This is a genomic window from Pseudomonas sp. 31-12 (assembly GCF_003151075.1).
Taxonomy (GTDB): Bacteria; Pseudomonadota; Gammaproteobacteria; order Pseudomonadales; family Pseudomonadaceae; genus Aquipseudomonas.
Map to the genome: position 1 here is coordinate 3,777,681 of NZ_CP029482.1, position 17,520 is coordinate 3,795,200.

18 protein-coding genes and 3 pseudogenes are annotated in these 17,520 nt (G+C 51.6%); 11 read left to right on the forward strand and 10 right to left on the reverse strand.

Annotated elements, in window-relative coordinates:
- Positions 1-16: 16 nt before the first annotated feature.
- The 3 genes from DJ564_RS17770 to DJ564_RS17780 form a co-directional block, all read right to left on the reverse strand.
- Positions 17-757, reverse strand: a complete 741-nt coding sequence (locus DJ564_RS17770; protein ID WP_109631979.1) for a hypothetical protein — start codon at positions 755-757, stop codon at positions 17-19.
- 269 nt (positions 758-1,026) lie between these two features.
- The gene (locus tag DJ564_RS17775; RefSeq protein ID WP_109631981.1) at positions 1,027-1,716 is read right to left on the reverse strand and encodes an MOSC domain-containing protein; all 690 of its coding nucleotides are present in this window, start codon (positions 1,714-1,716) and stop codon (positions 1,027-1,029) included.
- Positions 1,717-1,834: 118 nt separating this feature from the next.
- Positions 1,835-2,413, reverse strand: coding sequence for a diguanylate cyclase (locus DJ564_RS17780; protein ID WP_256597426.1), 579 nt, complete (start codon positions 2,411-2,413; stop codon positions 1,835-1,837).
- A 620-nt stretch (positions 2,414-3,033) separates the two neighbouring features.
- Between DJ564_RS17780 and DJ564_RS32835 the strand changes: the two genes are divergently transcribed.
- Positions 3,034-3,168, forward strand: coding sequence for a DUF2790 domain-containing protein (locus tag DJ564_RS32835; RefSeq protein WP_371922081.1), 135 nt, complete (start codon positions 3,034-3,036; stop codon positions 3,166-3,168).
- 15 nt (positions 3,169-3,183) lie between these two features.
- Here the strand turns inward: DJ564_RS32835 and istB are convergent.
- The 5 genes and pseudogenes from istB to DJ564_RS32485 form a co-directional block, all read right to left on the reverse strand.
- Positions 3,184-3,848 (reverse strand): annotated as a pseudogene (istB, locus tag DJ564_RS17790) (IS21-like element helper ATPase IstB); the annotation flags it as partial.
- Positions 3,841-5,330: pseudogene (gene istA, locus DJ564_RS17795) on the reverse strand (IS21 family transposase). The pseudogenes istA and istB, both read right to left, overlap by 8 nt.
- A gap of 93 nt (positions 5,331-5,423) precedes the next feature.
- On the reverse strand, positions 5,424-6,053 hold the full coding sequence (locus DJ564_RS17805; RefSeq protein ID WP_109631983.1) for a ferric reductase-like transmembrane domain-containing protein: 630 nt from the start codon (positions 6,051-6,053) through the stop codon (positions 5,424-5,426).
- Between the two features lie 519 nt (positions 6,054-6,572).
- Positions 6,573-7,046 (reverse strand): hypothetical protein, encoded by a 474-nt coding sequence (locus tag DJ564_RS17815; RefSeq protein WP_109631985.1) that lies wholly within the window; start codon positions 7,044-7,046, stop codon positions 6,573-6,575.
- A 170-nt stretch (positions 7,047-7,216) separates the two neighbouring features.
- Positions 7,217-7,391 (reverse strand): annotated as a pseudogene (locus DJ564_RS32485) (fumarylacetoacetate hydrolase); the annotation flags it as partial.
- A gap of 82 nt (positions 7,392-7,473) precedes the next feature.
- On the opposite strand from DJ564_RS32485, the gene DJ564_RS17825 reads away from it, so the two are divergent.
- The 8 genes from DJ564_RS17825 to DJ564_RS32845 all read left to right on the forward strand — a co-directional run bounded on the left by DJ564_RS17825 (position 7,474) and on the right by DJ564_RS32845 (position 13,576).
- Positions 7,474-7,701 (forward strand): hypothetical protein, encoded by a 228-nt coding sequence (locus DJ564_RS17825; RefSeq protein WP_109631987.1) that lies wholly within the window; start codon positions 7,474-7,476, stop codon positions 7,699-7,701.
- A 94-nt stretch (positions 7,702-7,795) separates the two neighbouring features.
- Positions 7,796-8,236, forward strand: coding sequence for a LexA family transcriptional regulator (locus tag DJ564_RS17830; RefSeq protein ID WP_109631989.1), 441 nt, complete (start codon positions 7,796-7,798; stop codon positions 8,234-8,236).
- Entirely contained in the window at positions 8,233-8,424 is a 192-nt protein-coding gene (locus DJ564_RS17835) for a hypothetical protein (protein WP_109631991.1), read from the forward strand. The genes DJ564_RS17830 and DJ564_RS17835 overlap by 4 nt, the downstream gene beginning before the upstream one ends.
- 19 nt (positions 8,425-8,443) lie before the next feature.
- Positions 8,444-8,554, forward strand: coding sequence for a DUF4113 domain-containing protein (locus tag DJ564_RS32840; protein WP_109631992.1), 111 nt, complete (start codon positions 8,444-8,446; stop codon positions 8,552-8,554).
- Positions 8,555-8,565: 11 nt separating this feature from the next.
- Positions 8,566-9,135 (forward strand): hypothetical protein, encoded by a 570-nt coding sequence (locus tag DJ564_RS17845; RefSeq protein WP_162556216.1) that lies wholly within the window; start codon positions 8,566-8,568, stop codon positions 9,133-9,135.
- Positions 9,136-10,206: 1,071 nt separating this feature from the next.
- Complete coding sequence (locus DJ564_RS17850; protein WP_109631996.1) at positions 10,207-11,130, forward strand: TIR domain-containing protein; 924 nt, start codon at positions 10,207-10,209, stop codon at positions 11,128-11,130.
- Between the two features lie 71 nt (positions 11,131-11,201).
- Positions 11,202-12,752, forward strand: a complete 1,551-nt coding sequence (locus tag DJ564_RS17855) for an adenylate/guanylate cyclase domain-containing protein (RefSeq protein ID WP_109631998.1) — start codon at positions 11,202-11,204, stop codon at positions 12,750-12,752.
- Positions 12,749-13,576 carry an E2 domain-associated cysteine-rich protein gene (locus DJ564_RS32845; RefSeq protein WP_109632000.1) on the forward strand — a complete coding sequence of 276 codons (828 nt, stop codon included), beginning with the start codon at positions 12,749-12,751 and terminating at the stop codon, positions 13,574-13,576. Before DJ564_RS17855 ends, DJ564_RS32845 begins: the two co-directional genes overlap by 4 nt.
- 554 nt (positions 13,577-14,130) lie before the next feature.
- On the opposite strand, the gene DJ564_RS17865 is transcribed toward DJ564_RS32845, so the two are convergent.
- Both DJ564_RS17865 and DJ564_RS32045 read right to left on the reverse strand, forming a co-directional pair.
- On the reverse strand, positions 14,131-14,505 hold the full coding sequence (locus DJ564_RS17865) for a hypothetical protein (RefSeq protein WP_109632002.1): 375 nt from the start codon (positions 14,503-14,505) through the stop codon (positions 14,131-14,133).
- The gene (locus DJ564_RS32045; protein ID WP_162556217.1) at positions 14,495-15,124 is read right to left on the reverse strand and encodes a hypothetical protein; all 630 of its coding nucleotides are present in this window, start codon (positions 15,122-15,124) and stop codon (positions 14,495-14,497) included. The genes DJ564_RS17865 and DJ564_RS32045 overlap by 11 nt, the downstream gene beginning before the upstream one ends.
- A gap of 865 nt (positions 15,125-15,989) precedes the next feature.
- On the opposite strand from DJ564_RS32045, the gene DJ564_RS17875 reads away from it, so the two are divergent.
- Complete coding sequence (locus tag DJ564_RS17875) at positions 15,990-16,508, forward strand: hypothetical protein (protein WP_162556218.1); 519 nt, start codon at positions 15,990-15,992, stop codon at positions 16,506-16,508.
- A 109-nt stretch (positions 16,509-16,617) separates the two neighbouring features.
- Positions 16,618-17,322 (forward strand): hypothetical protein, encoded by a 705-nt coding sequence (locus DJ564_RS17880; RefSeq protein ID WP_109632007.1) that lies wholly within the window; start codon positions 16,618-16,620, stop codon positions 17,320-17,322.
- The last annotated feature ends 198 nt before the right edge of the window (positions 17,323-17,520 follow it).

The window sequence follows — 17,520 nt, forward strand, 5'->3', positions numbered from 1 at the left end:
TTGGAGCCTTTAGGCCTCAGGGCTTTTCCTTGGCATTCCATGTACCCGGTAAAGAAAGATCACCCGATGCGACATCCCATACCGAACTCACACACAGCAGTGGGTCGTGCAGGTCGGCGTTAACCTTAAGCCCTGCCGTCACACCGTCGTATTTGAAGTTCTCGGGAAATCCAACAGCTGCCAAGGGCACTTGGATTGTCACTGTGTCCTTGCCGACATTGAGGCCATAACCTGGAGAGTCGATGTACAGCGGAACGCCAGGCCAAGTCGCCGGCATCTTCGGCTTCATTCCCTTGGGAATATCGCGGACTTTCAGACCGCTGGGCCCACAACTGGCTTCTTTGGTCAGCACCACCCAATGGGAATGCCACAAGCCACCATCATTGTCTTTTTTGCCGTCGTTGTTCTCATCCAGCTGGGGGGTATCGTCGAAGTCAGGGTGCGACGTCAGTGCCAGAGCGAGGATCCCGGACTTGGCTTCGAACCCCACGGCGTCGCTGCCCAGACTAGTTGGCCAGACATAACTGTAAACATCCGAGCCAGCGAATTTTCCGGTGGATTTCGGCGTGCTGCTGCCTGCTGTTCCGGCGACTACTTGCTGAAAGACAAGGTTATTGCCTTCACGATAAATATGCGTGTGGACCAGATCAAACGCAGCATCTACTTGGCTTTTGGCGCTATTGATGCCCCCCGGCTCATGTGCCATCAAAGGCAAGCTCACCGCTGAGCACATGATCAAACACGATAAACGTCGCATGCTTCGCCCCTCGAATTAAATGATTCGCTCAGTGCACGCGGGGCTTTCGCATCAGTTTCGCCAGCATTTTTTAGTCCGGTAACTGCTGGCAGCACTCAGCCGTTTGGCACCATTCGTATCTTGTGAACGAGCGGATGATCCGGAAATACCAACACGCGAGCTACGTAAAAACGGCAAATTGCGAGGAGCGCGTCTCTCATGATGAACACGTCACTGACACGGAAATCCGTCAAGTAATGGACGAGCATTGGCGCAACGTGGAATACGGCCTATGCCTTAGGACCTTCCAGCCTTGGGTTCCAATCTTCGATCTGGCTTTTTTCCAGCCGCTTTTCAAGGGTTCGTCGCCAAGAGGCAGTTAGCGGCAAACCGAGACATTCTTCAATCTGCTCTTTACTGAACCCGGAGCTAAACAGCACTGAGGCGACACGTGCGACGGTCCAGGCTGGATAGCGGCGCTCTACCAGTGCGATTCGATCACCAGTGACAATAGTTCCCCCTTCCAGCACTCGGTAATACCAGCCCGTCCGGCCGGACCGCTGGACACGCAAGGACATATCCTTCACAGCCAAACGGTCGTTGAGTTTCCAACAGGGCATTCGTCCCTGGGAAATTTGTAAAGTGACAGTACCCACCTTAAAGCAGTCTCCGAGACAAACCGTCTCTTCGGTCCATCCCAGCGTGCTGAGGTTCTTACCAAATGCTCCAGGGGCTTGCAATAGGGCAATCGGCCCAAGCTCTCGGACCCATGCGGAGTAGTGGTCGAAGGGGTAATGATGAATCGCTTTCTCCGGCCCGCCATGAACGCGTGGATCACCCTGCTCGTCTCCGACCAAACCCATTTCGGTCACGGCGACCTGATGACAGGGCGACTTCAAAATTCCGCTCAACGATCCTCTTCGTGTATAGGGCACTGCCTTGCCTGTCAGGATCGTCTTGATAGTCGGGTGGTCAGACATTTCTACCTCGCCGCTTTGTAGATTCGCTCAAGGGATTATTCGGATTGCTGTCGCACGACATCGCGTACTGATCACGCACAACAGCTGAATTGCATGTCAAAAGATGATGCTGGAAGGCTCACGTGGAGATGCCCAATGTCCGAACACGCTCTTGCATTCTTTCTGCAATCTCGACCGCATCAGAAAGAACTGTATTGGGCAAAACGCAGGCGAACTCTTCGCCACCATACCGAGCGACTAGGTCGTAGGGCCGTCTAACCGTTTCAGATAACGTTTGGGCAACGGATCTCAAGCAGTCATCTCCAGCCTGGTGTCCGTACCGGTCGTTGTAGCGCTTGAAATAGTCGACATCCACCAAAATGAGCGATAGCGGCTTTTGCTCTCGAAAGCACAGACGCCAATCCGCCAATATGTCCTCATTAAATTTGCGTCGATTGGCCACCCCAGTAAGACCATCCATCAATGCCATGGAACGCAGCAGATCGCTCTGTAGTTTCAAGGTTAGATGTGTTCGTACCCGTGCTCTGACAATGGTGGTATTGATGGGTTTGCTGATGAGGTCCACCGTGCCAAGCTCCAGACCTAGCACCTCATCTGACTCCTGCTGCTGTGCGGTAATGAAGATGATGGGGATGCCCTGGGTTGCAGAGTCAGCCTTGAGTCGACGGCATACTTCATGCCCATCCATGCCTTCCATGGTAAGGGGCCGGGGAACACACCTTCCTCACCCGGCCGATAAGGGCGATTGTGTCCGCGTATTTTTAAGCGGACGCAATTGCCCTTAACGCAAGGATCGCCATGCGCCAACGTAAGTCCTACCCGAAAACCGATGCACGCTGGGTGTATCTTCGCGAACCCCGCGCTCCTAGGCGATATGCGTCGTCTAAGTTTTTTGATCGCCACAAACCGCTGCGCAGAGCGCCATACAGAGGTTTAATGTGGTCTACCCTCAGGCTTCGAGCGTAGCGATTATGTTTGTGCATAGAACACTCTCAGCAGCGGGAAACTAACAAGCCTCACCAATCAACGATTTGTACCCCACTGTATCCAACGCCCGATTTGATACGTTTCACGTCAATCCGAGCAACTTTACGACACAGCGCAGATACCTCAGGCCGGTTTAATGGGTTCCATAGAGGCAAGACGACTTGTCTCACACAGACCCCATTGCTACCCGGAGAAATAATCGTGAATTGGTACAAACTCACTGCCGCCATTGCTCTCTCGGCTTTGAACCTAGCGGCGTTCGCGGCTCATGCCAATCCGCAAGAAGCGTCGCAGCCAACGGAACAGGCTGCGCACCTGGACATCAAGAAAGTGATCTCCATTGTAGATAACGACGACGGAAACTGTGGCATCGTCGATGCTCGCATGACCTACCTTGATTCCACCGGTAATCAGAAGGTTCTTGAATACCGCAAATTCGCAGCGTGCGATAACCAAGGGGGCTAATACGCTCACTGCCGTCGATAATGGATCCAGCAGCGCAGTGGTCATCTTGGCGTCGCCAAACACACTCGACCATTCCGAAAAGCTGAGATTGGTGGTGATGACCACGCTGGCGTGTTCGTACAGCTTGGACGGCAGGTGAAATAGCAAGGCACCACCGCTCTGGCTGAAGGGCAAATACCCCGGCTCATCGAGTATCACCAGGTCTGTCCGAAGCAGCCCTTGAGCGATTCGGCCCGTCTTGCCGTCGTATTTTTCACGCTCCAACAAATTGACCAGATCCACCGTGGAGTAGAAGCGCACACGTTTGTTATGCGTCGTGATACCGGATACGGCCAAGGCGGTTGCCAGGTGTGTTTTGCCTGTTCCAGGCCCCCCATGAACACCACATTCTGCGCGGTATCTGTGAACTCCAAGTTGGACAGATCCTTGACCAGTCGGGCGTCTGCGCTGGAAGCGTTGAAGTCGAAGCCGGCCAAATCACGATGCATGGGGAGTTTGGCCATGTTCATCTGGTGGTTCACTGAGCGCACCGCCCGATCCGCATGTTCTTGTTGGAGAAGATGCTCAAGCAACCATTTCGACGAGGTCGTTGAGGATTCTCCTTGCGAAGCGAGTTCTTCCCAGGCGCTGGCCATGCCATGCAGACGCAGTTCTTTGAGTTCCGCCATAAGATCACGCATTGCGAGTCTCCTCATCGGTGGTACGAAGCCGGTCGTAGCGGGCCGTATTGGCGACAGGCGCTACCTTGAGTTGAAGGCTGGTTTCGGCGGACGCAGGTGCTGCTGTCGATGTCAGTCGCGCCAGGACATTCAGGATGTGGTCGGCGCTCAAGCTGCCTGATTCAAGTACCAACTCCACCGCCACCAACACGGCATCGAGCCCGGCGATGGGAACAGCAGCCAGTACCTGCGTCATGACTCGGTCACCATTGCTGTGACGTCTCAGGCCGCGCTTGAGAAGCAGCAACGGCTTCGGCAGATCGGCAAACGGAGCGCCAATGCAAAGCGCTCCCGGCTTGCGTTCGATGAGCGGGATGTAATGCTGCCGGTCAAAACTGACCTGATCTCGATCAAAGAGGCGTTTGTGGCTGGCAATCATCGTTTCATCGGCGATGACTACAATCCGGGAAGGATACAGACGACTGCTGACCCACTGGCCGACCCGCTCGCAAGGCACCGAGTAGCGATTTCGCGCCACGCTGATCAAACAGGTACTGGAGACCCGCACGGTGCGTTCGACGTAGCCGTCAAAGGCGGTGGGCATCGGCATCATCTCCACTCGTTCCAACTCCAGGACTTCTGCCACCGTCAGCCCGTTGTACTGCGGGTGCAGCAGTTCGCCCCAGAGAGCACGACAGCGTTGACCGAGCCAGGCATTCAGTTCTTCAAAGGTGTGGAACATGCAATCTTGAGCATCGAGCCAGATGCGTCGCCGGCTGTCTTGGACGTTCTTTTCGACGATGCCTTTTTCCCAGCCGGAGGCGACGTTGCAGAAGTCCGGATCAAACAGGTCATGCGCGCACATCACGGCAAACCGAGCACTAACCGTCCGGCCTTTGCCCTTGTTGACCTTGTCGACAGCCGTCTTCATGTTGTCGTAGATGCCGCGACGCGGCACTCCACCTAACGCGCCAAACGAGCGGATGTGGGCATCGAACAACATCTCGTGGCCTTGGCTGGGATACGCAACCAACCAAAATGCGCGACTGGCGCGCAGCTTCATGCGGGAGACCTGGATGCGTCGGAACAGGCCCGCCAATCAGCAGACCTCTTCGCTCCAGTCGAATTGAAAGGCCTCACGAGTGCGAACGTCAACGGTACAAAGGCACGTAGAGACTTGCCTTGCTCACATCGCCACAAACGAATGAAGGCGGTGAGCTGGCTATAGCCACCCTCATAACCCTCGACCTTGATCTGCATGAAGAGCGCTTTGGCGCTCCTGCGGTTGTGCTTTGCCCGAAACGAATCGGCCTTGAGCGCCTGCTCCAACGTCTGGTGAAATGGACTGAGTTTGTTGAAGGCTGCGCACCGCTGGTACGCCGGCTGAGTTGCTTCGGGCGCTCTGACCCATTTTCGGATGGTGTTTCTCGACAGTCCGGTACGCTTGGCTATCTGATGCAGCGACAGCTTGTCGCGAAAATACATCCGCCGAATTTTGCCCATCATTTCCATGCTGATCACCCTGTGTTCTCCTGCTCAAAAATTGAGCAGAAGCAGTTGAACACCTGGGTCAGTTTTCAGTCGGCAGAACAGCCTTTACTGGGTCAGTTTTCGGTCAGCGGCAACACGCTTGGCCTTTTGTGCGAGTTTTCCTATCACTCGGACGACGATGGCAGAAAACATGATGCCAAACGGCAGCACGTACCAGGCACTCAACGGTATGCGCTTGAAATTGGAGTAGGTGAAGACTGCTGCCAGCACCCACATCCCGCTGACGTGCAGAGCTTTCCAGGCTTTGCGGCCGATTAAACGCGTCGTCGTTTTGAATGAGGTCAAGGTCATCAATATTATGAATAAATAACCTATTGAACCCGGGATGTTGCCAACGGTGGTACGACCAGGCCAGAACTCCGGATTCAATTGACCATAGGTATAAATCAGAGCCGCATGCACGAGGTGGGAAAATGCAAAGGCTAGGCCGATGAAGCGTCGTTCGCGTACTAGGGTTTTGGAGAGTGGCGAAGGTACCAAAACCGCGAATGCGGAGGCAGTGAAAGCGGCTAGGAACAGTGCAAAAGAAGTGCGTGCTGTGGCGCGGATCGCGGTACGAGTGGCTTCTATCAAATCAGGGTTAAATGCCAAGATCAGCGCAGTCATCGACAGGACAAGTAACGACAGCAAGCCGAATAATGACCAGCCATGGTAGCGAGGTATTTGGGCGTTCATTGCAACACTCTTGAGAAAGGGCCGAGCCTCGTTTGTTCGGTAGTCGGCGAAGAGCAAAGTGTTACAAGCGGGTGTGTTGACGATGTGTCCAAAACCTACCTCAGTGAATCACGATGTATACCGGGTGGGGTCAGATACATTTCAGTACAGACCGTGGACCATAGCTCGCGAACGTCATGTACCGATTCTCCTCAAGGTGCCCCACATAATTCGCAGCGTGGTTGTACACAGCAGTACTCAGTAATTCGCTTAAAAACTGTTAAGCAAACAGGTTTGCGGGGCCGGCTTTTCAGCGTTGGGCCTTAAAGTACTTTTAGACGCCGTCGATAAAGAAGGGTAGCTCGACCAAACCAATGACGTACTCACACTCAAAATTCCTACGAGACTGCCATGATTGCCACTCGTCAAAGTCTCCCGCTAGGTACACGTCCATTGGGTGTTCAAGTCCGTTGTGCTGAGCAAGATGCACCTTTGTTTTAGGGACTGTGAGAGAGGGTAAGAGGCTTGTGAGAAGCTGAATCAGCATGTCGTGGCTCTAGTGAGTTTGTGGACGGCAATCGCCCAAAATTCGCTGCAATTGCGTAGGGATTTGAGGTCTAGGTTCATTGATGGTTGGCTGATGCTTTTGAACGTCATGCACGCCAGTTTTTTAAGGATCTGAGGCTGTGCAGGCTGGGTGATGACGTGCTGTATCGCATGAGCCGGGTCTTGCTGGGAATCGAAGCTGTATGTGGTGGCGCGAGCTGGACGAAGCCTGATGAGAGATCTCTGGGTATGAGTCTCATCCGTGAAGGGCTGGAAGAACACTCGCCTTGCCAGGCGGTAAGCGCTACTGGATATGACGTGTGCCGTTTCTTCCGGGTATTGGCTGATGAGGCGGAGAGTCTGAGAGGGCAGAGCATCAAAACCGATTCTTATGGCTATATCATTTGGGTAAAACGTCAGATAGAGACCGTACATCGTGTCTTCGAGGTCGATCAATCCGCTATCCATTTCCACCACTCCGTGTGTATGCCAGATCTGTAGATTTTATTACCAAGCGCTCAGTTCGGGGGTGAATGGTGCCACCTTGCTGAGTCAATTGTAATGGCATTGAGGGTATGTCTTCGCGAGCGGTTGCGTCGAGCGGTGACAGGGCTATTGGAAGACCGAGGTTTCTCCTTTCCGAACCACTCACCATTTCTAGTGACATGAAGGTCAAAGTGCACCCTACCCTCCCTCCACGCCTCACGCAATTCATCGGGTGTCACGGCAACAGGCGCGAAAGCAGTCGCCGGTTTGCCATTGATGAATGCCGAACCCCATCGAAAGCTCCCGGAACAGGTGAGCCCGCATATTGGCAGCAACCCTGTCCCAGTGTTGCCGAAGCTGGCCAGCGGTTTATAGTCTTAGACTCCCCTCCCTGGTGCAGGCTGTGGTCATGACCAAAGTCACAGTTGATTCAGAATTTCGAATTAAGATTCCTCAAGACCTGCGCGACGGGTTTCCTGCCGGTTGCGCTGTCAGCATCGAAATAGATTCCGAGGGTCGTCTTCTCATCTCCCCGCATAAGTACACGCTTGATGATCTGCTGACTGAGACGCCGCCAGATTCAATCATTCGCGATTGGGATGCTATGAGCCCGTTGGCCGTGAATAGGAGTAATTGACCTAGTAGCCATTCACGTCGCTCGTCCACCGGGGCTTGGCGATTCGGAAAATCGACCTATACTGTATTTATGTCCAGTATTTGCGCGTGATTCCATGAAAGCAGTAGATGTTCGCCCGATTGTTCCGTCTGATGAACCCAAGCTAATGCAGCAGCTCGGCCAACTGGCCTGTGGCTTTCCCTCACCTGGGCTCGACCACGAAGAACCTTCTTTGTCGCTCGATGAGCTTGTTGGTATGCGCGCACCCTCAATGTTCGTGGGTCGTGCAACCGGTCGCTCGATGACAGGAAAAGGGATTTTCGACCGCGACTTTTTGATAATCAATCGAGCCCTCACGCCCGCCCAGGACGACGTGATCGTTGCAAGGATCGGATCTGAATTCACCGTGAAAACGTACTGCGTTTCCAATGGTGTTCCATTTCTTCAGGCCGAAAATCCATCTGGCCCACCTATCCGCCTGGGAGACGACGAAGAGTGCGAAATCTGGGGCGTTGTGACGTTCAATTTGCACCCGCTGCGTGGAGCATTCGCATGATCACTTTCCAGCAGCTCCTGGCGATGAAGTGGTCCAGTGAACAACTGAAGATTTACATTGAAAACACGCTGACCGCTGAGCAAATCATTGAGCTGAATAACCAAGGCGTTGAACATCTAAAGTCGCTGAAATCTGACATGGGCTGCCATCAGCAGCTCGGCTTGCTAGACCCCAAGGATGACATATGAAGAGATTCGGCCTCGTTGATTGGTTCGCTTCGCTAGCGAGCCTGCTGTCGCGCCCTGGTCCATGAAGCAGCAGTTGCTTGGCAAAAATTACACAACCCGATGGGAAGACGTTATGAGAGTGAACGCATGATAAATAGAGTAATGGCGAACGAGCCAGACCTGCTAAAGAAGCTTCTGAACGTGCTGCAACACCATCCGAAATCTTCGGAGGGCCTTATAGATATTGAGCGGGTGAAAGATTACGTTTCAACTCCGAGGCTCGCTGATTTTCATGTACGCGGCCCCCGAGGAGCCGATGTGATCAGGGGGTATTTCGAAAAAGCGAGGCCTTCTGATCCTGAAATACGAACTCACAACGGCGTTGCATTAACCGAAGTCGGTGACAGCTTTCTCAGCGAAAGAACAATGCTTGCTGACGGCGTGCAGAAAACGTATGCCATCTCTATTCACGAGCTGGAAGAATTCAAGCGAGGCAAGGATATTGTCCTGGATGACGAAAATTTCGAGCACGATTACTCGGATGTGAATGTCGCGAGCATTCAGATTTGGCCGTTCAATCCAGCAACGCTTTCGGAAGAACAGCTCATCTTGGCAGTCGCGATAAGCTACTCACCAAGAGATTGGCTCGTCCAAGAAAGAGTTGCTGGCGCTGTCGATCAGCTCATCCGGCCCTTGGGTTTCTACGTTAACTGGGACAACATAAAGTTCTAACCCGGCTTCGCCGTAAGCTGGCCAGCGGGTTTGAGGGTGGTTGCCGATCGTTCTCATGAAAGCCAGGTAAATCGCTGTAACCCTACCCAATAAATCCACCGTGTCAAAAACGTCTCTGCGCGAAATCAACAGACCTACGGGCACTGCAAAAACCCGGATTTCAGACAGCAGCGAAACCTATCCAATGTTTTTTTGTTGTCAAACCAAGGGGTCTGAGCGTGAGCGATGATCGAGAAAAGTCGGTAGATCCACTGGCGTCCATGGTATCTGCTGCCCGATGCAAAATCTGAAGTGCGGACCGCTAGAAGCTGCGGCCGCCGGATCTTTCGAGGGTTCAGCGGCACTCAATCGGTGCCAACTACCTGCAAAATAGTTTGTCACAAAACAGCAAGAAGTTGGGTGAATTTGCGGTCTGTTTGGCACTGCGGTTTGGGCCCAAAAACGTCGAATTTGGAGGTATGAGGCAGGCTCTCGGACGCGCTGATTTGATTCCAAATCGGCTCCTGGGCTTTGTAATCAACGGGTCTTCAGAAGGCCCACACCCTCAACTTGGGTGAGCGGGACATCGAAGCACGCCGTGCTTTCGATACATGCTGCTGATCAGACGTTATTTGCCGATCGTCAGTTTTGGGTTCTGCCTCATGGGATGCCGCGCCTAATAGAGCAAGGCGCATTTCTTCTTCGCTCAGATTTTCTTTCATGTCGCTGTCTCGTGTACTTTTGCCCATCAAATTTCCAAAGGGGGAATGAGAAGTTTGAAATTTTCGGCAGAGGAGTCCTGAGCGTAAACGAAAGCAACGCCCATCTCTCCTCCATTGGCGGGCCTAGCAAATTATGACGCAGGGCATCCCCTCATAAAGCTGTAGCAAGCCGCTAAAACTCATCGTGGGAAATTTTGCCAAGAGAAAACCACCTTGGAAAACTCACGACGACACGCTCCAATCGTCATTAGATTGGCGTCATTTTATAGCGCTGACATTTTTTTGACCGGCTCCCTTGAAAGGCCATTTGCCACCCCCAGATATACTCGCTCGGTGATGTGGTGTTCATTTTCATAAGGACAAAAAATAGATGGCAGCCCCTCGGATGATTGATCGTTTTACAGGCTCGGCGGGACGAGCCTCGTTGATTGAAGTACTTCTGGAGCAGCGCTTGATTTTGGGCAAGGAGGATCTGGCAACCCGGTTTGCCGAGGTTGGGGAACTCGTTCAGATTGAGAAAGATCGCGAATTCATCACGCAAGGGGACCAAGATTCAGACGTTTATTTCATCATCACTGGCGCAGTCGAAGTGCGGGTGCATGATCGTACAGTTGCTGCTCGCGGGCCACAGGATCATGTGGGTGAAATGTCTGCACTGGTGCCCACGGCGACCCGCTCTGCAACAGTAGTCGCTACGGAACCCACCTTGGCATTGAAGGTGCCTGCCCACGACTTCAAAGCTGCGGCGGACAATCACCCGTCAGTGTGGCGTCATGTAACCAAGCAACTTGCGGAACGGCTTACCCAGCGAAATCAGCACGTGCGACCGTCTCATGAAGCGGCGCTCGTCTTCATTATCTGCTCTACCGAGGCCCTGCCAGTAGCGCGAGAAATACAAAATCAGTTTCAGCACGATAAGTTCTTCGTAAAAATTTGGACTGAGGGCACCTTCAGGGCATCGCAATATGCTCTTGATAGCCTAGAAGAACAGCTCGACGAAAGCGATTTTGCGATCGCTATCGTGACGCCTGATGATCTCGTTGAAAGCCGAGGGGAGGAGCAAGGTGCCCCGCGAGACAACGTCATTTTCGAGCTTGGACTTTTCGTCGGCCGCCTCGGCCGCCCTCGTTCATTTCTCGTCGAACCCCGTGGCGACGAGGTTCGGCTTCCGTCAGACCTCAAAGGAATCACCACTATCGGCTACAGCACGCGCTCGGCTCAGGATTTGGCCTCGCGGCTTGGCCCTGCCTGCAACCAAATGCGAGAAATTTTCAACGAACTGGGCCCGAAGTAATTTCCAGGGACCTGCCTTAAGGCTACTTCAAATAAAGGTACGCAGAATACGTACCGATTGGGGAGAGGATGATGAGCAAGAACTGGAACCATGATCGAGCGCTTCAGCACATCAACAAAAAACTGAAAGACGTAGAGAGCGTCACTATCAAAGACTATGTTCGCGACATGTCGCTGCAATCGATTCCGACGAACGTTGCGTATCGGGTTGATGGCGTCCACCTTTACGCGGATATCCAAAATCTGAGCGACATGCTGAACATTACGGCAGTCGAAGGTACCGATTGCCATAAGCGGACGCTGCGCTTCCTGGATCAGCACTACCGTGCGGTGAAACGCATTCTGGACCGTGTTGATGGGCGTCGTGTCGACTTTCACAGCCAACGTCTACATGCGCTTTTCACTAAACCCTACAACAGCGATACAGACGCTGAGAAGAAGCGCGTGCAGCGCGCAGTAGCCACCGCGCAATTGATCATCGATGTTCTTGCTGAGACGGGTGATGATGATCAGCAAATTCCAGCTGCGAAGGTTCGTATCGGCATCGATAGCGGCTTAGCACTGGCAGTCAACAACGGCCGTAATGGTTATCGTGAGCCCTTATTCCTTGGCGACCCGGCGAACCATGCTGCCAAACTCGCTAGCAACAATACGGCCCGCGGCATTTACCTCACCAATGCGGCCCGAGCTGCAATAGACCTTGTTGAGAAAGACTCCCCTGAAAAGTCGGCCCTTTCCAAGGATGAGGTGAGCGCGTGCCAAGACGCTACGAAGCTTGGTGTGACTGCGGAAGACATCGTTGAAGAGTGGCGAGAGGATTTGAAAAAGAACCCTATTGGCATTTTTCAGTTTTCTCGACAGACCCCGCCGCTCTGCAACATGGACATCATGGCGCTTACACCTGGCAACTCTAAACGGCAGGAAATGGTGAGCCTGTACGCGGATATCGACGGCTTCACGGCTTACGTTGCCGATAACATCGACGACAACGCAGAGGATGTAGTCCGCACCCTGCACGTGCTTCGAGCAGAAATGGAGCGGGTAGTAACGTCCGATTTTGAAGGGCGCCGGGTGCGGTTCATTGGCGACTGTATACAAGCGCTCACTTGCGAGGGTACATCGCAGACCACTGATGAAGAAAAATCTGTGTCCGAGTCTACCCGGCTCGCCGGTGCACTGCGAAGCAGCTTCAATCTTTCTATCGATCGATTGAAGGAATCGGGATACGAAAGCGGCGACCTCGGGCTGGCCATTGGTTTTGACCTCGGCCCGGTTTCGGTTACTCGCCTAGGACGGCACGCTGATCGCGTACGTTGCGCGATTGGCCGCAAAGTCATCGAGTCAGAGAATCGTCAGTGCGCCTGCAAGGGCGATGAAACTGCAATCGGCCAGGCAGCATATGACGCCGGCTCTGAAGCGGTGAAAAAGCTATTTGGTACTCGTCGAAAGGTTGCCAATCTAGACTACGTAGAAGCCACAGAGGGTTTGGCTGACGACGGGGATGAGTCGGCAAAGAATGCTCGTGCGGCTGCTTATGCTGGTTCTCCTGCCATCATCAAGTCAGACGAGCGCATAGTTGAGCCTTACATGACTGGTGTGCTTGAAGAAGTAGGCTTGCGTTGAGCACAGCACTTCACTCACTTACGCAGATTGCTCCCGATTACGGGGGCACCTGCGTTCAATCTCCCAACCTAGCCGGCATCTTGAAGTTGCCGGTTCAACTGGTTGATGGCCGGACAATACCTTATGTCTTAGAGGTTCGCGATTTTGACGGTGTTGTTTCGGTGCGTGAGGAGATTTCCGAGCACTTACCTCCATTTTGCCCGGAAAGGCACATCAACTCAGACGGTACCTTTTGCCTAAATTACTCACCGGTCCATTCTTTGAAGATTGAGGACGAAGCGACTGCTCGCGCCTGGATGGAGACAGTTTACAAGTTTTTGAAACTACAGGAGCGGGCGAAGGGGCTGCGCAAGTGGCCAAACGACAAGGCGTGGGCACATGGCAATGCCGCGCGCCATCAGATGCGGGTGCAGGCGGCTGTAAAAGTTCTGGGTAAAAACCTGGCGAAAGCGCAGTCCTCGCGCTTACTTACGGTTAGGCGTAGGTACTCAAAGGGCCGTGCAATTTTTGAATTGCTCCATAACGGTGAATGCCTATGCCGGGTTTGGGAAGCTACAAGAAAGGTCGCGAATCAGAGTAGGAAATGCCTCTGCGGGATTTCTGGGAGACGACGTCCCAAGGCGCTCCGGAAATGCCTTGACCATGGCGCGCAAGTGGTAGAGCTAGTGCTAGCGCTGCATGAATGGGACCTGGAGGAAAAGCGCTACTGGGATACTATGCAAAACAGGATGTGCTGTGGGACTTGCGATAACTGTCCGCTTGCTTCTTCCAGCAGTGGTGCTGCGCCCGACTTGACTGCGATCCATCAGACGAACTTGCTGTGAGTCACCGTAGTGATTTGGAGGTGCTAAGCTTTTCTCCTCTCAGGAGGACCAAGCTCATTCAAGCGTTCTCACACATCTAGCAAAAGGCCCATTTTGTGAAAAATGCGACCTGACGTTTTACTCAAATTCTGGAGAGCCCCTCTTAAGACGGAAAGCTCGCGCACATCCACCGCCAAGCCGCACAAGCGATCCATGACAAATTACCGTCTGTTGGCAGACACCATTTGCTCCTTTGTTAAATGGCCATGCACCTCGATGGCCCCCTTTCGGCGAAGCCAGCAACACTGAAATTTTCCTTGGGCTAAACTGTATTCGGATGCTGGAGATCTGCAATGGCGCACCGCAAAAAGCAACATACTCGGACTAAACACAGCCCCTCCATCCCTGAAACCTCTACGATTGAAAATTCTCGGCTGGGTCCACGCAAGCCGAAGCTTGACCTGACAACACTCTTAGCTGAAACGCCGAACGACAGCATCGACTTCGGTTGGGAAATTTTGCCGCCCATTGGACGTGAGTTTCGATGACCTGCATTAACGCGGCTAACCGTCCGGTTATCTATGAAGGTTGCAGCGCGTCACAACCCACCCTTGTATTACTTCAGACGAAGCGGCACCACCACAAATATCACATGTGATATTTGATAAATCCTCAGCCAACTTGACAAGTTCATGAATAATATCATCACCGCCAGTATAGTAAAATCTTAAGCCTCCATATTTTTCCTTAACCTGCCTTGCCTCTACTTGCAACAGATTGTTGGCATCGACATGACGTTGAATCTCCCCACAAAGTGTATCAAGAAGCACAAGCCAACCGTCTCCGCATTCAAAACCAAAGTAATCATAACCGCCGACAATATCGTGCGCCTTAAGGCGGAAAATTTTTGAATATTTCTTGCATAGATATGCCTCGAATTCAGGCTTCATTCGAGCTATCCATGGGGCAGTTCGACGACGCCATTTCTTCCTCGATGCGCTGTTTCAATGCGACCATGGGAATAGTCCAATGTTGCTCTACTTTTTGAAAGCTAAACCGCCTAATTAATTTACTCCCAGGGCTTTGCTGATCGACCACCTCGCAGCTTGTCACGTTTTCCAGCCCCAAATAGAAAAAACCCACCTCGCTTTGAATTGATATTAGAAAATTTAACAGCTCTAAGAAGAAATCTTTTATCAATGTATCGAACACGCAAGGAATATTCGATATAACCAGCGTATCCTTTGACCACCCTGCGCCACTGGCTTGTATGCGAAAACAAATATCTAACGCCTGATCACAGTGGAGCGAAACATTTTCGTGACAACTATCGTCAACAGTAACATTACTGCTCGGGTATCTCTGCTTATAAAAGGATTCAATACGATGCGAAAAAATTTCTTTGGCATTAGACACGCGCACCCATTCAGGGTGGGTCGGTTTAGCCGCAAAAGACAGACCCGAAAATCCCCCTGGCGGTAGCAAAGGTTCAAGCCCTCGCCCCAATCCACGCTTCTTAGATCGAGTCCCAGTTTCAATTCCCGCTCCACTCTCGTTTCTTGAATTCATCAAATGCGCTCCAGAATTAATTGCCTTTTTAATTTAAACAGAAAACACAGTCAACATTTATTTTTACGAATCGCAAAAGTATGACATCAAGTAGAGCTGAATAAAACTGAACGATCGAAAAGTATATTTTCCGATATTAGGAATTATCGGAAACATAGCCACCCTGAGTTGGCAGTATCCTTTCTGGGTTCACAGACTTGGCCGCTTCCATTATCAGAATAACCCTAAATACATCACGGCACTCAAGAAAATTTTCTTAACTCACGGATTCTCTACGGCTGACTCTAAAAGCCAATGCCATAGACGAAACAACAGCGGCTAAAACTTAGTGCGTGGATCCTCTTCTGGTCGAGACTTACCACCCAAGTCCGAGCTACCTCTGCGCCAGGCTGCTCGATAAGCTTGAACACGCTCAGCTGTTGATCTCTTTTCTAATGGTCTGGTCGACGGTTACTTTTACATCACTTGAACCCATCGTCTTACATCAGAAACACCCACTCACCATTACGCCGCAAAAATGACGGAATGAACCGGCAAACCGAGTGCAACACGATGGCCGACACGGGGGGTCGCATCGCTATATCGTCATAGAAAGCTCTACAGATCTTTCACCCTCACCCTTTTTCTCGCTCATGAATCACAATTATATTTTACCCACCTTGACTTTCCCAAAACCTCCGCCAGTCGGAGGTTATAGAATTTTCAATATATAAACGCAAAAATATTTTAGTTGCATGCAAAAAAAGCATTGTCATACTCGAAAACAAATAACAAACCAGCGAATGCATGTTCTTTGTTATTAACAGATAAAATGATCAAAACGATTCCATTAGATTAAACCCCACAAACCAATTAGAGGACAAATATGCATAACTACATCGCATTGGGCGTAGGCAGCCCGTACCCACTTGAAACCCCTTGCCATGAAGGCGCTGCGGCTCAATTTCTTGTAAAACCAGGAAACATCTTGCAAGTAATGATGCCCTCGATTATTAATTCAGAGCTATCCGCACTAAAAAAGGGCAAAATACGTGCTGGATTCATAACTCAAGGTAAAACAATTTTTATACTTTTTGAAATTGGCGACATCCTGTTTGAGTGCCCTTTTAATCCAAGCATAATTCCTCAAGATCTCATTTCTATTCCTGACCTAACAAACGCAAATCAAAGAATGGTAGTGGATATGCACGTCATTGATACTGACACCAACAACCTCTGCGCTTTGCGCTCATTCACCTTGGCACCAGTTCTAACAGAAAAATTCATCACCCACGCAAATAAAATAAGGGAGACGGCAAACGTCATTTGTGAGCCCGAAAATATCAGACACCAATCACTTATAAGCATGTTTAAGACCGCTAAACTATATAAATGCGGTGTGTAGTGCCTTTTAGACGATCCGGACATTTTGGATATGAGCGTTGCAAGGATCCAGCTTTGGCCTTTTGATCCTAGTGAGCGTTCTTTGGAGCAACTGACACTGACACTGGCAGTTGCAGTTGCAGTTGCAATCAGCTACTCGCCTATGGCTCATGCAAGAAAGAGTTGCCGGTGCAATCGATGCTCTCATCCATCCACTGGGCTTCTACGTAAACTGGGACAACATCAAATTTTTACACGGCTTCGCCGTAAGCTGGCCACCGGGTTTGAGGGCGGTTGCCGATCGTTCTCGTGAAAGCCAGGTAAACCGCTACAACCCTATCCAATTGATCTACCCTGTCAAAACGGCTTTACGTGAAATCAGCAGATCTACGGTGCATGCGAAACACCGGATTTCACGTAGCAGCGAAACCTATGCAATGTTTTTTTGTTGTCAAACCAAGGGGTCTGAGATCGTGAGTGCTGATGGAGAAAAACCGGTCGATCCGCTTGCGTCAATTCGGCACATGCTGCCCGATATCCAATCTGAAGATGCTTGGCTCGGGGAAAATTACCGGGGCTGGCAAAGCTTTGCCAACGCCTTGAAAATTGCGAGCGAAGATTACGACACTGAAATCGTCTGTCGGCCTGAGCAATGCTTCCTTCGCGTCGATTGCTTCTTTGCCCCGCCACACATCAAAACTCTTGGTTACGCCGTTGAAGCAGCGACGAACCAGATCTGTCAGCGCTGCGGCGAGTTCCCCGCTGAAAAAGAGGTCATTGATGGCTGGATCTGGAAGCTGTGCCAGCGGTGCATCAAGAAGGGCAAATCACGCTGATTCTTACGCCCTGGGGACGTAACGCTGTGTCCGTTTTAAGAGGGTGGAAAATGCAAAATGAGCCAACTTTCAGTGGATTTTCAGGAACAATTTGGTAGCACATGCCGGCATGTGTACACACATTGTTCCAGGCGTGAAAAAGCCCGTTCTGAACCGAGCTGCTTGTTTAATCTGTTGATATTTTGGGGTGTCTTGTAT

What these genes read in the sequence shown, in the direction of transcription:
- DJ564_RS17770 (WP_109631979.1), bottom strand. Translation starts at nt 757, where the DNA reads ATGCGACGTTTATCGTGTTTGATCATGTGCTCAGCGGTGAGCTTGCCT.
- DJ564_RS17775 (WP_109631981.1), bottom strand. Translation starts at nt 1,716, where the DNA reads ATGTCTGACCACCCGACTATCAAGACGATCCTGACAGGCAAGGCAGTG.
- DJ564_RS17780 (WP_256597426.1), bottom strand. Translation starts at nt 2,413, where the DNA reads ATGGAAGGCATGGATGGGCATGAAGTATGCCGTCGACTCAAGGCTGAC.
- DJ564_RS17805 (WP_109631983.1), bottom strand. Translation starts at nt 6,053, where the DNA reads ATGAACGCCCAAATACCTCGCTACCATGGCTGGTCATTATTCGGCTTG.
- DJ564_RS17815 (WP_109631985.1), bottom strand. Translation starts at nt 7,046, where the DNA reads ATGGATAGCGGATTGATCGACCTCGAAGACACGATGTACGGTCTCTAT.
- DJ564_RS17825 (WP_109631987.1), top strand. Translation starts at nt 7,474, where the DNA reads ATGACCAAAGTCACAGTTGATTCAGAATTTCGAATTAAGATTCCTCAA.
- DJ564_RS17830 (WP_109631989.1), top strand. Translation starts at nt 7,796, where the DNA reads ATGAAAGCAGTAGATGTTCGCCCGATTGTTCCGTCTGATGAACCCAAG.
- DJ564_RS17835 (WP_109631991.1), top strand. Translation starts at nt 8,233, where the DNA reads ATGATCACTTTCCAGCAGCTCCTGGCGATGAAGTGGTCCAGTGAACAA.
- DJ564_RS17845 (WP_162556216.1), top strand. Translation starts at nt 8,566, where the DNA reads ATGGCGAACGAGCCAGACCTGCTAAAGAAGCTTCTGAACGTGCTGCAA.
- DJ564_RS17850 (WP_109631996.1), top strand. Translation starts at nt 10,207, where the DNA reads ATGGCAGCCCCTCGGATGATTGATCGTTTTACAGGCTCGGCGGGACGA.
- DJ564_RS17855 (WP_109631998.1), top strand. Translation starts at nt 11,202, where the DNA reads ATGAGCAAGAACTGGAACCATGATCGAGCGCTTCAGCACATCAACAAA.
- DJ564_RS17865 (WP_109632002.1), bottom strand. Translation starts at nt 14,505, where the DNA reads ATGAAGCCTGAATTCGAGGCATATCTATGCAAGAAATATTCAAAAATT.
- DJ564_RS32045 (WP_162556217.1), bottom strand. Translation starts at nt 15,124, where the DNA reads ATGAATTCAAGAAACGAGAGTGGAGCGGGAATTGAAACTGGGACTCGA.
- DJ564_RS17875 (WP_162556218.1), top strand. Translation starts at nt 15,990, where the DNA reads ATGCATAACTACATCGCATTGGGCGTAGGCAGCCCGTACCCACTTGAA.